Origin of the sequence: Stagnimonas aquatica (assembly GCF_003730135.1) — a bacterium.
GTDB classification, from domain to species: Bacteria; Pseudomonadota; Gammaproteobacteria; order Nevskiales; family Nevskiaceae; genus Stagnimonas; species Stagnimonas aquatica.
This window is the reverse complement of the sequence record NZ_RJVO01000007.1, coordinates 68,007-83,140: the sequence shown is the minus strand read 5'-3', so window position 1 is coordinate 83,140 and position 15,134 is coordinate 68,007. Positions and strand designations below refer to the sequence as shown.

Here is a 15,134-nt window from a genome sequence, read left to right as displayed (position 1 = left end):
CTCACGGCTGTTCCCCGCCGGCCTGCGCGTGCCGCCGCCGCGTGCCGCCGTCCTCGGCCTGCCAGGCGATGTCTTCCACCAGCGCTGCCAGCAGCGGCTGCCCCGGGCCGCGTTGCAGACGGGCGACGCGCAGCGGCTGGCGCTCCAGGGCGTCGCGCAGGCTGCTGGTGTCCAGCAGCGGCGCTATGAGTGCCTCGCTGCCCGGACGCAGCAGGGCGCCGACCCGGACCAGCAGCTCGCGGCTGCCGGCGTCCAGCAGCTCCAGACTCACCGCCTGCACGCCGGGTTCGGAGTGGCTGGCGGCACGCGCGCGCAGCAGCACCGGCTGGCCGGGCTGTGGCGCGCGCAGCAGGCGGGCGTCGCCCAGCTCCGCCAGCGTCCACTGCGGCCAGGCGGCGCAGACGAACTGCGCCAGCAGTTCCAGCGCGCTGGCCAGCGGCGGCAGTCCGGGCTCTGCGGGGAAGGGCAGTTGCAGGCTGACCTGGCCGCCTTCGCCGAGTGCCGGCGGGCCGGGCAGCAGCGGCCAGCGGCTGGCGGTCTCGATGGCTGGGCCGGCGGCTTCCAGCTCCGGCGGCAGCGCGTCCAGCCCCCAGGTGCCGCGACCGGCGACCACTTCCACTGCGTCGTGGGCGCCGTGCCGCAACTCGTCGAGGAAGTAGCGCCGGCCTTCGGCGAGCGGGATCGGCTCCATGCCGCGCGCGCGCAACTGCGTCTTCACCGCCTCGCTGGCCATGCCGGCATCCCAGGGGCCCCAGTTGAAGGCGAGCACCCGGGTCGCCGGCCACTGTCGGTGCAGCTGCCAGGCCAGGCGGTTGAGGCTTTCGTTGGCGGCGGCGTAGTCGCCCTGGCCGAGGTTGCCGTAGCGGCCGGCCACCGAGGTGAAGAAGGCCAGGAGCTTGAGGCTCTCCGGCCGCAGCTTGTCGCGCAGGGTGAGGGCCGGTGCCAGCTTGGTGCCGAGCACGCGGGCGAAGGAGTCGGCACGCTTGTCGGCGAGCCGCTTGTCCTCGATCACGCCCGCAGCGTGCAGCACCGCGTCGATGCGGCCGTGCTGCGCGTACAGGCGTTCGATCAGCGCGCCGAAGGCGGTCTCGTCGCGGGCGTCGCAGGCGCAGTAGTCGAGCGTCGCGCCGGTGGCGGCGAGGCGGGCGAGATTGGCGCGGATCTCGCGCTCGGTGAGTAGCTGTTGCAAGGCGCGGTCGATGTCGGCCGGGCGTGGCTGCTCGCCGCGCGCCAGGGCGCTGCGCAGCAGGTGGGACTTCAGGGCGGCCGCGTCGGCGTGCGCCGCCAGCTCGGGCGCTTCCGGCCCGGGCAGCGGACTGCGGCCGACCAGCACCAGCCGCATGCCCGGCCGTGCCATCGCCTCCAGCAACTCGGCGGTGATGCCGCGCGCGCCGCCGGTGGCGAGCACCAGCCAGTCGCTGCCCGGCTCCAGCCGCGCCGCCGTGCCTGCGAGCAGCGGCGCGCTCTGGGTGAGGCCGCGCACGCGGGTCTCGCCCAGATAGCCGGCTTCCGGATCGTGGTTGTCGGCGAACAGCTCGGCGACCAGGCGTTCGGCGATGAAGGACTCGGTCTGTTCGCCGAAGTCCACCGCGCGCAGCACCGCCTGCGGAAACTCGTAGCGCAGGCAGTTGAGCAGGCCGTTGCCGGCACCGGCCACGGCGGCGGCCGTACCCGCGCGGTCGCGGCCGAAGCTGCCGCCCAGTCGGCTGGCGACCAGCACCCGTGCGGCGGCGAGATCGCCGTCGGCCTCTTGCAGGCTGTGGAACAGGTGCAGCACCTGCTGCTCCGCCGCCTGCGCAGTGAGGCGCGGTGGGCCGGGGTTCAGGCCGTGCAGGTGGATCAGCGCCCGCAGCGGCCCATGGCTCTGACGCGCGGCGGCGATGGCGGCGCGCAGCGCGGCGGGTTCCAGACTGTCGATGGTGACCGCGTGCAGGCCGCGTGCCGCGAGGCGGTCACGCAGGCCGTTGGCGAGCGCGCCGCCGCCGAGGATCAGGGCGAGCCCGACCAGGGCAACGCTGCGCTCGTCCAGCGGCGCCGGGCGCGAGCGGATCAGGTAGCGCGGCAGCGGCTGCCCGCTGGGTGGCGCGGTGTTGGTGCTGGTGCCGATGACCTTGGTGGCCGGGGCGCCGGCCGGTGTCGCCACCATGCTCGCCGTATCCACAGTAGGCGCGGGCTTGCCCGCGACCACCGCAGCCGACGCCGCCGGCAGCGCCGCCAGAATCAGGCGCAGCGACTTGGCCTTGCTGAGCTTTTCCATCGGCAGGCTGGCAGCCCCCGCATGCGCCTTGCGGAAAGCGCCGAGGATTTCCACGCGCTTGATCGAGTCGATGCCGAGATCGGCTTCCAGATCGGCATCCAGGCCGAGCATCTCGGGGGGATAACCGGTGCGCTCGGCGACCAGCGACAGCAGCAGCGCCTGCGCATCCGCCGTCGCCATCGGCGCTGTCGCCGCACCCGCCTTAGGAGCGGGCTCGCCCGCGACCGCCGTGCTCAGCGCTGCCGGCGCGCCCGAGATCGCTGGCAACGCCGCCAGGATCGCGCGCAGCGACTTGGTCTTGCTGAGCTTTTCCATCGGCAGGCTGGCGGCCCCCGCATGGGCCTTGCGGAAGGCGCCGAGAATTTCGACGCGCTTGATCGAGTCGATGCCAAGGTCGGCTTCCAGATCGGCATCCAGGCCGAGCATCTCGGGGGGATAACCGGTGCGCTCGGCGACCAGCGACAGCAGCAGCGCCTGCGCATCCGCCGTCGCCATCGGCGCTGTCGCCGCACCCGCCGTAGGAGCGGGCTCGCCCGCGACCGCCGTGCTCAGCGCTGCCGGCGCGCCCGAGATCGCTGGCAACGCCGCCAGGATCGCGCGCAGCGACTTGGTCTTGCTGAGCTTTTCCATCGGCAGGCTGGCGGCGCCCGCATGTGCCTTGCGGAAGGCGCCGAGAATTTCCACGCGCTTGATCGAGTCGATGCCGAGGTCGGCTTCCAGATCGGCGTCGAGGCCGAGCATCTCGGGGGGATAGCCGGTGCGCTCGGCGACCAGCGACAGCAGCAGCGCCTGTGCATCCACCGTCACCGACGGTGCCGCCACCACGCTCGCCGCATCCGGCGTAGGGGCGGACTTGCCCGCGACCGGCGCGGGCGCGGGTTCGACGGCTGGCGGCGGTGGCTGGAGGCGGCTGGTCGCGGGCAGGCCCGCTCCTACCGGCAGCGCTGGCAGTGACGCGGTGGCCGACACTCCGGCGCCCAGAGCCTGCTGCATCACCCGCTCCTGCAAGCTCAGGAACTGGCGCATGGTCTGCTGATAGGCGAGCAGGGCCTCGCTGCTGAGCGTGCCATTCGCGGCTGGCAGCGCTGCGCTGACAGGCGGCGTGATCGCTGGTGCGGCAGACGCGGGCGCCACCGTCGGCAGCGCCGCGCGTGCTGCCTCGCGGCTGGCGAGGGTCAGCGCCGGCTGGCTGCCGGTGCGGATCAGCGGGTCGTGGATCGGCCGCGCGCAGCCGCCGCTGACCATCCAGAGATGCGCCGGGCTGGGCAGCGGCTGCGCCAGTGCGGCGCGCTGCGCGTTGCTCAGCGCCTTCAGGCCGCGACCGCTGTAGAGCGCGCTCGGCCGCCAGTCGGCACCGGCGACGAAGACCTCGGCCAGGCCCAGCAGCAGACCGCGCAGGCCGCCGCCGTTGCCGTCCAGCGAGACGGCCTGCGCGCCAGCGCGACCGACCAGGGTCTGCCGCGCCATGTTGGCGCAGATGCCGCGCGGCCCCAGCTCCACGAACAACTGGCAGCCGGCCGCCTGCATGGCCTCGATTTCGGCGACGAACTCGACGCTGGACAGGAGATGCGCGTCGAGTTGCGCCTGCATCGCCGCCGGCTCGGAAGGGTAGGGCTGCGCGCTGCTGTTGGAGTACACCGGGAAGCGCGCGGCGCGGAACGGCGTGGCCAGGATCGCCGCCGCCAGCGCGGTCTTCGCCGGCGCCACCAGTGCGGTGTGGAAGGCGCCGGACACCGCCAGCGGCATCGCCCGCAGGCCCTGTTCGTTGAGCGCGGCGACGGCGGCGTCCAGTGCCGGCTTCGGCCCGGAGATCACGCACTGCTCGGGGGCGTTGTGATTGGCCACCACCACGCCGGGGTAGTCGGCGAGCCGGGCGACCACTTGCTCGCGACGCGCCTGCACCGCCGCCATGCCGCCGGGCGTGCCGGCGCTGGCGGCGGCCGCCATTGCCGCGCCGCGCGCGGCCGACAGGCGCAGAAAATCATCCGGCGCGATCACCCCGGCGGCCATCAGCGCGCTGTATTCGCCGTAGCTGTGGCCGGCACTGGCAACCGCGCGCAGGCCGAGGCGCTCGGCCAGGCGCAGATAGCCCAGCGACAGCGCACCGATAGCCGGCTGCGCCACCCGGGTGTCGGTGAGCGCGCGGGCCTGCGCGGTCTCGCTGGCCTCGTCAAAGGCGGCGGGCGGCATCATCAGCGGCACGAGGCCCTGCGGCAGTTCGCGCTGCAAGCTGCGCTCGGCGAATTCCAGCGCCTGCCGCACTTCCTCGAAGTACAGCGCCGCCTCGCGGCCCATGTTGAGCTGCTGCGCGCCCTGGCCCGGGAACAGGAAGGCGATGGCCGGCGCCTCGGCCGGCGTTGCCCCTTGCAGGCGGGCGCTGCCGGGTAGCGGCTTGCCGTCCTTCAGATGCCCCAGCACCAGGCCGAGATCGCGGGCCAGCGCCGCGCGGTCGGCGGCGACGACGGCCAGCGACACCGGCAGCCGGCCCCGCGCCTCGGCTTGCAGGGCCAGGCTCAGCGCCAGCTCGGCGAGTGGCACGCGGCTGTCAGCGCCGAGCTGCGCTTGCAGTTGGCTCAGCTCGTAGGCGAGCGCCTCGGCATCCCCGGCGCGGAACAGGAACAGCTCTGCCGGCCAGCGGCTGGCGCCAGCGGCACCACCGCTGCGCGGATGCTCTTCCAGCACCACATGAAAATTGGTGCCACCGAAACCAAAGGCGGAGGCGGCGCCCCGGCGCGGATGCGCGGGGCTGGCCAGCCAGGGGCGCGGCTCCTTGAGCAGGTACACCGGCGCCGCCGCGTCGGCGAGCGGCGCTATGGGTTGTTCGACGCCGTAGTGCGGCGGCAGGCTGCGGTGGTAGAGCGACAGCGCCACCTTGACCAGACCGGCGGTGCCGGCGGCGGCCTTGGTGTGGCCGAGCAGGGTCTTCACCGAGCCCAGCGCCACGCTCTTCGGGGCGGCGCCGCTGCGGCTCAGCGCCTTGCAGATGGTCTGCGCCTCGGCGAGATCGCCGACCGGAGTGCCGGTGCCGTGTGCTTCCACCAGGCCCAGGGTCGCCGGCGCGAAGCCGGCCTTGGCGTAGGCGCGGTCGAGTGCGCGTACCTGGCCCTCGCTGCGCGGCGCGGTCAGACCCAGGGCCTTGCCGTCGCTGGAGCCGGCGACCGCCTTGATCACCGCGTAGATGCGGTCGCCGTCACGCTCGGCGTCGGCCAGGCGCTTGAGCGCCACCATCGCCACGCCCTCGGAGATCACGATGCCGTCGGCGGCCTGGTCGAAGGTGCGCGCCTTGCCCTGCGGCGACAGCGCCGAGGTCTTGGCGAAGGCGGTATAGGCATAGGCCGACTGGGTGGTGTCGAAGCCGCCGGCCAGCACCAGCGAGCTGCTGCCGGTTTCGAGTTCCTGCACCGCCATGGCGATGGCCGCCAGCGAGGAGGCGCAGGCGGCATCGACCGTGCAATTGATGCCGCCGAAGTCCAGGCGATTGGCGACCCGGCCGGCGGCGACATTGAGCAGGGTGCCGGCGAAGGATTCCTCGGTCCATTCCGGCAGCCGGTCCCAGGCCTCGGGCGTCAGGCTCTCGACATAGCGCGGCAGCTCCGCGCGCAGCGCGTACTGGGCGCCGAGATCGCCGGAGCCGCCGCTGGCGCCGAGCACGATGGAGGTGGTCTCGCGGTCGTAGCCGCCCTGCGCGAGACCGGCGTCGGCGAGCGCGCGGCTGGCGGCCTCCAGGGTGAGGATCTGCGCCGGGTCGATGGACTTCATCGACTTCGGCGGAATGCCGAAGCGGGTCGGGTCGAAGCGGATCTCGTCGAGAAAGCCGCCCCAGCGCGAGTAGATCTTGTCGCGCGCCTTGGGGTTTTCGTCGAAGTACAGGCGCCAGTCCCAGCGCGACTCCGGCACCTCGCGGATCACGCTCTTCTGGTCGAGCAGATTGCGCCAGTACTGCTCGGCATCATCGGCGCCCGGCAGTACCAGACCGATGCCGACGATGGCGATGTCGCTGGGCTGCGGCTGGGGCCGCGCCGCGCGCGCCGGGATGGCGGCGGCGAGCGTCTGCTGCGATTCGCCAGAGACGGCCGCGTGCAGCTCGGCGATGCTCAGGCTGCGATCCCGCAGGGTCGCCACCTGGCCGATCATGTACATGCCCTCGCGCTGTTGGACCTCGGCGGTCACCGGCGAGAGCTGGCCGTCGCGGTTGCGGTCCAGGCCCTTGGAGGCGATGCGCAGGCGACCGAGGTTCAAGTCTTCCAGCGCGTCGCGCACTTCCTCCACGCTCTTGCCCTCGCGCAGCAGGCGCCGGCGGCTGTCCTGGAAGTCGCGGGCGAAGTCGGTGGCGACGCAGCGCGTCGCGTGGCCGGGGCCGGATTCCAGATTGACCGTGCGCGTGCAGCGCAGCGCCTGCTCCTGAAAGCCGGGCACCACCGCGCCGCTGGCGACGATCTCCTCGGTGAACAGGTAGGCGGTGCCCATCAGCACGCCGATCCGCATGCCGCGCGCCACCAGCGGCGCGGCCATCGCCGCCACCATCGCCGAGGACAGCGCGTCGTGGATGCCGCCGGCGAACAGGACCTGGATGTCCTTCTCGGCGCCAGCCGGGACTTCCGCCAGCAGCACGTCGATCATCTGCCCCCAGAGCGCGAAGCTGGACAGCGGCCCGACGTGGCCGCCGCATTCGCGACCCTCGAACACGAAGCGGCGCGCGCCCTGTTCGAGATACAGCGTTAGCAGCGCCGGCGCCGGTGCGTGGATGTAGGTGGCGATGCCGCGCGACTCGAATTCGGCGGCCTGGTCGGGGCGGCCGCCGGCGATCAGGGCAAACGGCGGCGGGCAGTCCCAGATCGCCGCGCACTGCTCCTGGCGCAGCGCCTCGGGGATGAAGCCGAGCAGGCCCACGCCCCAGGCGCGGCCCTGGGCCTGTTCGCGGGTCGCCTCCAGCAGGCTGCCGAGCTGTGGGCCACGCATCAGGGCCAGGGCGAGAAACGGCAGCGCGCCGCCTTGGGCCACGGCGGCGGCGAAACCGGCATGGTCGGAGACGCGGGTCATCGGACCCTGGACGATGGGGTAGCGGCAGCCGTGGGCGAGCGCCAGCGGCGCGCCCTCGGCGAGCGCGCCCTGCGCGGCGGCCTGCTCGATCTGGCGCAGGCTGGCGCGCTGCACGGCGGCGATCAGCGCCGCCAGGCTGCCGTGAGCGGCGGCGGCCGCAGCGGCCAGACCGATGCCCTGGCCCAGCGGCAGCAGTTGGCGCTGGCTGTCCTGCCAGCCGGCGAGGTGGGCGATGGCCTGCGTCCCCTCGGGCAGCGACTCCGCTTCCAGCCGGCGCTGCAAGTCTTCGGCCGTCTTGATGGCCGGCGAGGCCGGGCGCGCGTAGGCGCGGAACGACTGGCCGCCAAGCTCGCCGTAGAGGCGGCATTCGGCGCCGTTGAGGCGCGCGAGTTCGGTCTTGAGCGTGGCCGGCAGCGGGCTTTCCGGCAGCAGCAGGGCGAGATCGTCGAGCACCACGCCGGCGGCGCCGGCGACCCGGCAGGCGGCGGCGCTGTGCTCGCCGATGCCGCCCAGCGCGTAGACCGGCAACGCGGTCTTGCCGTGCAGCTTCTGTAGCAGCAGGAAGCTGCCGTCCTCGCCGACCCAGCCGCCGGCTTCGTGGCCGCGCGCGATCAGGCCGTCGATGCCGGCGGGCAGCCCGGTGAGCTGTTCGGCGGCGGTGATCTCGGCCAAGAGGCGCAGATCGGCGCGACCGGCGATGGCCGGCAGCAGCGCATCCAGCGCCGGAGCGCCGCCGCAGACGATCAGGTTCAAGGGGCGGGTCCCTAGGCGCGACAGCAACTCCGGCAGCAGCGGCTGCTGTTCGGCGCCCAGGCGCAGGCCGAGCGCGCCCTCGGTTTGTTCCAGCAGGCCTTGCAGCGCGGGCAGGCAGTCCTCGCTGGCGGTGCCGACCAGGTCCAGCACGCCCAGCGCGCCGGCGCGGCTGGCGGCGACTGCCAGATCCGGCGTGCCCAGTCCGGCGGGCGAATACACCAGGATCTCGAAACTCTTGCTCATGACTCGGCTCCCTGCTGAGCGGGCGCGCGGGCGCGGCTAGCGCTTGCGTCCTTCCAGAAACGGCACTTCCATCACCTTCTCGTGGACGATCGGTCCATGGCCGAAGTAGCCACCTTCGCCGAAGCACTCGCCGTGGTCGGCGGTGATGATGAAGTGGGTGCCTACCGGCGCCTTCTCGATCAGGCCTTCCAGCACGGTGTCGACGTGCTCCACGGTGCGCACCTGCTGGCTGTGTAGCTCGCGCATCTGCTCGTCGTCGAAGAAGCGGTCGCTGGTCTCGCGGCCCAGCTCGTCGTCCATGCGCTTGAACACTCCGTGCACGCCGGAGATGTGCGGCAGGCTCTTGGGGTCGAGCATGTAGGGGTAGTGGGTCTCGCCGAGATTGAGGAAGTAGAAGCTGGGCTCGTCGGCGTCGAACTCGATCTCCTTGATCATCCCGGCGAAGTCGTTGTGGTTCGCCATCAGCTTGTAGTCGTCGAAGTGACGGTTGAGGTGCGAGAGCGGATTCAGCACCGGCAGCGAGACCTTGGCGCAGGTGCGATAGCCCTGCTGCTGCAGCACATAGGGCAGCGACAGCTGCGGCACGAAGCTCTTGAACGACAGATCGTCGATGCCGAGCCGGTCCACCCACTGCGCGAATTCCTTCTTGTAGACCTCGCTGGCGAACACGCCCTGCGGGCTTTGGTGCGGCACCATGCCCATCAGATAGGTGTAGTGCGAGGGCGAGGTCCAGGAGGCGTAGGAGTAGCGTCGTTCTCCGACGCCGATCGCGTCCATGTTGGAGCGCTTGGCGCGGGCATAGCTGTCGTAGCGGCAGCTATCCATGACGATGAAGACCAGGTTGTTGCTCATTCCATTTTCAACAGTGGCTTGGTGCAGCTGTCAGGATCGGCGTGCTGTCGTGCGCGCAAAACCCGCCTGGGCCGATGACGGCCGGATACGGTTTGTCAGCGTGGTGGCGGACCATCCACATTCCTTGTGTACGCAGCGAACGCGGCTGCGGCGAATCTCCTCCAAACTTTCGCTTTGAGCCCCGAGGTCGTCCGGGATGTTTGGTATATCCTTATATTCGCCGCTTAAGCCCTTGTTTGGAATAGTTTTCGATGAACTATTTGTCAGGTGCTGGGCGGTTTTTTACATGAATCGGGCGTCGGCTTTTTGCCATTCGCAGGCGTTTTAGGGCGCGCAACCCCAATCCGCTCGCCCAGCCGGCAGTTTTCCTCGCCGCCGCCATTCCTCCCGCCGTCGGTTCTTGGCCGCCGCCAGTGCCGTTTCCGGCCGGCCGGCTCCGCTATAATTCGCTACGCGAAGTCGCCGATAAGCAGCTGTTTTTACTGATTTCGCCCCTGTCTTCGCCGCCTCTGCCGACGGCGAGGTCATCCACCCCAGCCCGCGTGCCGTACGCGGGTTTTTGCGTTGCGGAGTCGCCCATGGAAGTCAGCCGTCAGACCTTCAACGAGGTCATGGTCCCCAACTATCAGCCCGCCGAGATCATCCCGGTGCGCGGGCTGGCCTCGCGACTCTGGGACCAGCAGGGGCGTGACTACCTCGATCTCGCCGGCGGCATCGCCGTCACCGTGCTGGGGCATGCCCATCCGGCGATGATCCAGGCGCTCACCGAACAGGCCGGCAAGCTCTGGCATCTGTCCAACGTGATGACCAACGAGCCGGCGCTGCGGCTGGCCAAGAAGCTCACCGAGGCGACCTTCGCCGAGCGGGTGTTCTTCTGCAATTCCGGCGCCGAGGCCAACGAGGCGGCGTTCAAGCTGGCGCGCCGCTACGGCAACAACATCGGCCCACACAAGAACAAGATCCTCTCGTTCTTCAACGCCTTTCACGGCCGCACGCTGTTCACCGTCAGCGTCGGCGGCCAGGCCAAGTACACCCAGGGCTTCGAGCCGATCCCGGGCGGCATCCGCCACCTGCCGTTCAACGATCTCAAGGCGCTGGAAGCGGCGATGAGCGACGAGGTCTGCGCCATCGTGCTGGAGCCGGTGCAGGGCGAGGGCGGCATTCTGCCGGCTTCGCAGGAATTCATCGAGGGCGCCCGCGCGCTGGCGACGAAGTACAACGCCCTCCTGGTGTTCGACGAGGTGCAGTCCGGCAACGGCCGCAGCGGCCAGCTCTATGCCTACCAGCACTACGGCGTGACCCCGGACCTGCTGACCACCGCCAAGGGTCTGGGCGGCGGTATTCCGATCGGCGCCATGCTGGCTATCGCCAAGGTCGCCGAGACCCTGGCCTTCGGCACCCACGGCAGCACCTATGGCGGCAACCCCTTGGCTTGCGCGGTGGCCGAGGCGGTGTTCGACGCCATCAATACTGCGGAGATTCGCGCCAATGTTGCTGCCCGCAGTGCTCAGTTGCGCGAAGGCCTGTTGGCCATCGGTCAGCGCCACGGGGTGTTCGAGGGAGTGCGTGGCCTGGGCTTGCTGCTGGGCGCGCCGGTGACCGCCGCCTGGAAGGGCAAGGCCAAGGAGATCGTCAACGCCGGACTCAAGCACGGGGTCTGGACGCTGGTGGCGGGGCCGGATGTGTTGCGTCTGGCGCCGGCTTTGAACATCACCGAGGCGGAGGTTGCCGAGGGGCTGAAGCGGCTCGACGCGGCTTGCGCGGAGTTGACGGCCTCGGTTTAGCTGGATTGAGGTTGGGGTGCCTGAGTTGGTAACGAAACGCCGCGCTGATTAGCGCGGCGTTTTTTTGTTTCTCTGTCTTTCTTCGCCTGCTGCTGGGTTGTGGTTCGCGCGTTCGCGCTCTGCTGAGTCTGCTGTTGGTGCGAGCTTTTTTTCGCCTATTGGCGACTCACTTTTCTTTGCTCCTGCAAAGAAAAGTAAGCAAAAGAAAGCAGGCCCCTGCGTAGCGCCCCCTTCGGGGGGTCCCTGCGATGCTCGTGGCCGGGGGGACGCGCCCGAACTCGGCGCCCTATAGGCGCCTCAGACATGCGGGCGCTTCCATACTCCCCGACCACTGCGCTTCTCGGCGCCACGAAGGGGGAGGGCAAGTCAAAAGCCACATCACCAGCCACAGCCACATCAAAAGCACTCCGGCTCGTCGGCTTCGCCAACCTCGCGCGAGCGAAGCGCGCGTCTGCTGTTGTTGGTGATGTTGCGGTGGCGGCGGGCGGAGACCGCCGTGCTGTGGACGTTCCGGTCCCCTTCGTAGCGCCGAGAAGCGCAGGTCTCCGGGGGTATGGAAGCCGGCGCCTGTTTGAGGCGCCTATAGGGCGCCGAGTTCGCCGGCGTCCCCCGGAGACCGAGCATCGCAGGGAACCCCCGCAGGGGGCGCTGCGCAGGGGCCTGCTTTCTTTTGCTTACTTTTCTTTGCAGGAGCAAAGAAAAGTGAGTCGCCAATAGGCGAAAAAAAGACCTCAAACAGCACGAACAAAGCAGAGCGCGAGCGCGCGAATCACTGAAACCGCCACCCTCGATGGCGAGCCAACAACACCAGCTCGCCGTCGCGCGGAAAGCCCCTAACTCCTGGGCGCCAACAGAATGATCCCCATGCCCAGCAAACAGACCGCAATCCCCAGCCAGTCGGTCAGCAAGGGTCGCACCCCGTCCACCAGCCAGAGCCAGACCAGCGCCACCGCCACATAGACGCCCCCGTAGGCCGCATACACCCGGCCGGCAGCGGTTGGATGCAAGGTCAGCAGCCAGACGAACAGCGCCAGACTGAGCGCCGCCGGCAGCAGCAGCCAGGCGCTGCGACCCTGGCGCAGCCACAGCCAGGGCAGGTAGCAGCCGACGATCTCGGCCAGCGCGGTCAGCGTGAACAGCCCGAGCGTGCGGGCCAGGTCCATCAGCGCGGCATCTCCTGCAACACCCGGGTGCCGCGATGCTCCAGCACCACGCCCTCGGGCACGATCTCGACCACCTTCGGACCTTCGACCAGGGTGTCGGTCTCGCGGTACTTCTTGCCGTTGATCAGCACGAAGCGACGCAGCGGATTGGCGTCGTAGACATGCACCTGCACGCTCAGCGCCGGGAACTCGCTGCGGAAGCTGGGCGGCATGTCCTTCAGCGGCATCGGCTCCGGCGCACGCACGGCCGGAGGAGGCGTGGGAGTCGCGACCACCGGAGCGGCCGCAACGGCGGGCGACACCTCGGCGCGCTCGGTCGCCGGCGGCGGCACGCTGTCAGTCGCCGTCTCGGGGCTGTCGTCGAGCACCTCGTCGAGGGTGGCGGCGTCCGGCCCGACCTCGGCATCGACGGGCACCGCCAGGCGTTCGGGATCAATCCGCAGGGCCGTTGGCGCCTCGGCAAGCAACTCGGCGGGGCTGTCGGCCGGTTGCGCCGCAGCCGCAGCCGCCGGTGCCGCGTCTGCGGTCGCCGGCACCGGCACAGGCTTATGGCGGCTGGTGCCGAGCAGCCACCAGGTGAGGCCCGCGACCAGAAACACCGCCACCACCGCCAGCGCGGTGCGGATCATCAAGGCGGCTTCGCTGCGGCCGCGCGCACGGCGTGGATCGGGCGGCGGACGGCTGAGCGCCTCGTCGATGGCCGGCGCCTGGCCCGCGTGGCGCTCGCGCTCGGACTTCTGCAGGGCGTCGAGGATGAAGCTCATGGGCGGGTCCGAAGCTGGGGGCTGCCGCGACGGTCGGACAGCGCCTGCAGGGTGCGGGCGCCGGCGATGCCGTCCGGCCGGATGCCGTGAATGGTCTGGAAGCTCTGCACCGCCTCGCGCAGTTCGGCGTCCCAGCGGCCGTCCAGCGGGTCGCCGAGACTGCGCTTGAGCCGCTCGGCCAGGCGCTGGCGCAGCCACTGGATCGGTTCGCCACGAATCTCCGGTCCGATGCTGATCTCGTCGGTTTCGCGCTTCCACAGCAGCAGATATTCGCCGGTCCACAGCGGATCCAGTTCGCTGAGCGCGAAGCTGCCGCTGCCCTGGCTGCCGAGCAGCACGGCGCGCTCGCTGCTCAACTCGCGCAGCAGCACGTAACGCAGCTCGCCACCCACCGAGAGGGTCAGCACCGCCGGCGCGTTCATCGCGCTCAGGTCGCTCCACTCGCCATTGCCCTTCAGGCATTCCAGGCGGTAGCGGTGCAGAGCGCGGCAGGCCTTCTCGTTGCCGACACGGAATTCCTTGTCCCAGAGCTTGCCCAGGCGCGGCATCAGGCTGCTGAGCGGCGCGCTGGCGGCCTGGACCCGCTCCAGCACGCCCGCCGCTGCCGCCGGCTTCGGCTTGGTCACCGGCGCAGCGACGGGAAGACTCGCGGGCGCGGGCGAGATCGCTGTCGGCTGGCTGACGCTGGGCGGAGTTTCCGGGGCGGGCGCTGGCGCGGTCACCACCACCGGCGGCTCGGCCGCTGGCACGGCGCCGGCCTCGGCCGCGACCTCGGGCGCCGGCTCGACGCCCGGTGTTGGACTCGGCCAGTACTGGCGCAGCAGCAGGCCCGCCACCAGCAGGCCAACCGCCGCCAGCCCGATCTCCAGGCTGCGCAGCGAGGGCCGTGGCAAACGCGGCAGTCTGGGTAGACGCCAGTCGCGCTGGCGGCGCGGCGGAGCTACCGGCTTGCCCAGTGCCTCCTCGGCGGCCTTGTGGACGATCTCCGGCGTTACCTGCCGCAGGCCCTGCGAATAGGCGCCGAGCAGGGCGCGGTCGCAGATGACGTTGACCAGGCGCGGCACGCCGCCGGCGTGCTTGTGCACCGCCTTCATCGCCGCCGGCGAGAACAGGTCGCGGGCGCCGCCGGCGATCTGCAGGCGGTGGGCGATGTACTCGCCGGTCTCCAGCGCGTCCAGCGGCGTCAGGTGGTAGCGGGCGGTGATGCGCTGGGCGAGCTGGCGCAGGTCCTGGCGGGCCAGCAGCTCGGCCAGCTCCGGCTGGCCGATCAGCATGATCCGCAGCAGCTTTTCCTTGGTGGTTTCCAGGTTGGTGAGCAGGCGCACCTGCTCGAGCACCTCGGGCGCCAGCTGCTGGGCCTCGTCGATGATCAGCACCGTGCGCCGGCCGCCGGCGTGCTGCTCCAGCAGGTAGGCGTTGAGCGCGTCCACCAGCGTCTTCAGGCTCGGGCGCTCGCCGTAGCGCACGCCGAGTTCGTCGCAGATACTCTGCACGAACTCCTGCTCCGACTGACGCGGGTTGTGGATCATCGCCACATCCACGTTCTGGAGCTTTTGCGCCAGCAGGGTGCGGATGATGGTGGTCTTGCCGGTGCCGACCTCGCCGGTCAGTTGCACGAAGCCGCCGTACTGGCCGGTGCCGTACAGCAGGTGCCCGAGCGCCTCCTGGTGGCGCGGGCTCATGTAGAGGTACGCGGGGTCCGGGGCGATGGAGAACGGGACTTCCCGCAGGTTGAAGAAGCTGGTGTACACGGCAGCAGGCGGAGTGGTGAAGCTGGATTCTAGCCGCAGCCGGCCTCTACCGACTCAGTGCGGCGCTGGCAAGCGCATCTTCACGTGCAGGATGCCGTCCTCCAGCTCCGGCTCGGAGACGGGGACGAAGCCGAAGCTGGCGTAGAACTCTTCCAGCCGCTGCTGGGCCCAGATCAGGATCGCGCCCTGGGGAAAGCGCTCGCGGCTGCCACGGATGCTCTCCGCCATCAGCCTTCGGCCGGCGCCGCTGCCGCGCACCGACAGCGGCACCACCACCCGGCCGATCGAGCATTCCGGGTATTTCTCGCCCGGCGGCAGCAGCCGCGAGTAGCCGATCAGCGCGCCGTCGGCGTCCCACATCAACAGATGCTCGGAGTTCTGGTCGTGGTCGTCGAGGTCGAGAAACACGCAGTTCTGCTCCACCACGAACACCTCGCTGCGCAGTTTGAGCAGGGCGTAAAGCTCGCTGTTGCGGAGTTCGGGAAAGCGCTTCCAGGCGTAGTGTTCGGTCATCGCGGCGGCCACAA

Annotated in this window: 7 protein-coding genes; 1 reads left to right on the top strand and 6 read right to left on the bottom strand. The window is 70.6% G+C overall.

All coding sequences use genetic code 11. The annotated features are described in order from the left end of the window. Position 1 precedes the first annotated feature (1 nt). A complete protein-coding gene (locus tag ED208_RS13940; protein WP_123212534.1) occupies positions 2 to 8,293 on the bottom strand; it encodes a type I polyketide synthase in 8,292 nt (2,763 codons plus the stop codon). A 36-nt stretch (positions 8,294 to 8,329) separates the two neighbouring features. After that, positions 8,330 to 9,145, bottom strand: coding sequence for a sulfatase-like hydrolase/transferase (locus ED208_RS13935; protein WP_123212533.1), 816 nt, complete (start codon positions 9,143 to 9,145; stop codon positions 8,330 to 8,332). Between the two features lie 578 nt (positions 9,146 to 9,723). Between ED208_RS13935 and ED208_RS13930 the strand changes: the two genes are divergently transcribed. Further along, positions 9,724 to 10,929: an acetylornithine/succinyldiaminopimelate transaminase gene (locus tag ED208_RS13930; RefSeq protein WP_123212532.1), complete on the top strand. Its 1,206-nt coding sequence runs from the start codon at positions 9,724 to 9,726 to the stop codon at positions 10,927 to 10,929. Positions 10,930 to 11,762: 833 nt separating this feature from the next. On the opposite strand, the gene ED208_RS13925 is transcribed toward ED208_RS13930, so the two are convergent. From ED208_RS13925 to ED208_RS13910, 4 genes are read right to left on the bottom strand one after another with little or no spacing between them, the layout of a single operon-like run. Then, positions 11,763 to 12,092, bottom strand: coding sequence for a YnfA family protein (locus tag ED208_RS13925; protein WP_123212531.1), 330 nt, complete (start codon positions 12,090 to 12,092; stop codon positions 11,763 to 11,765). Next, positions 12,092 to 12,856, bottom strand: coding sequence for a general secretion pathway protein GspB (locus ED208_RS13920; RefSeq protein WP_123212530.1), 765 nt, complete (start codon positions 12,854 to 12,856; stop codon positions 12,092 to 12,094). Before ED208_RS13920 ends, ED208_RS13925 begins: the two co-directional genes overlap by 1 nt. Then, positions 12,853 to 14,607 (bottom strand): ExeA family protein, encoded by a 1,755-nt coding sequence (locus ED208_RS13915; protein ID WP_123212529.1) that lies wholly within the window; start codon positions 14,605 to 14,607, stop codon positions 12,853 to 12,855. Before ED208_RS13915 ends, ED208_RS13920 begins: the two co-directional genes overlap by 4 nt. Positions 14,608 to 14,661: 54 nt before the next feature. Further along, the gene (locus tag ED208_RS13910) at positions 14,662 to 15,120 is read right to left on the bottom strand and encodes a GNAT family N-acetyltransferase (protein WP_123212528.1); all 459 of its coding nucleotides are present in this window, start codon (positions 15,118 to 15,120) and stop codon (positions 14,662 to 14,664) included. Positions 15,121 to 15,134: the final 14 nt, after the last annotated feature.

Coding starts and splice junctions, on each gene's coding strand:
- ED208_RS13930 (WP_123212532.1), top strand. CDS start 9,724: ATGGAAGTCAGCCGTCAGACCTTCAACGAGGTCATGGTCCCCAACTAT.
- ED208_RS13925 (WP_123212531.1), bottom strand. CDS start 12,092: ATGGACCTGGCCCGCACGCTCGGGCTGTTCACGCTGACCGCGCTGGCC.
- ED208_RS13910 (WP_123212528.1), bottom strand. CDS start 15,120: ATGACCGAACACTACGCCTGGAAGCGCTTTCCCGAACTCCGCAACAGC.
- ED208_RS13935 (WP_123212533.1), bottom strand. CDS start 9,145: ATGAGCAACAACCTGGTCTTCATCGTCATGGATAGCTGCCGCTACGAC.
- ED208_RS13940 (WP_123212534.1), bottom strand. CDS start 8,293: ATGAGCAAGAGTTTCGAGATCCTGGTGTATTCGCCCGCCGGACTGGGC.
- ED208_RS13920 (WP_123212530.1), bottom strand. CDS start 12,856: ATGAGCTTCATCCTCGACGCCCTGCAGAAGTCCGAGCGCGAGCGCCAC.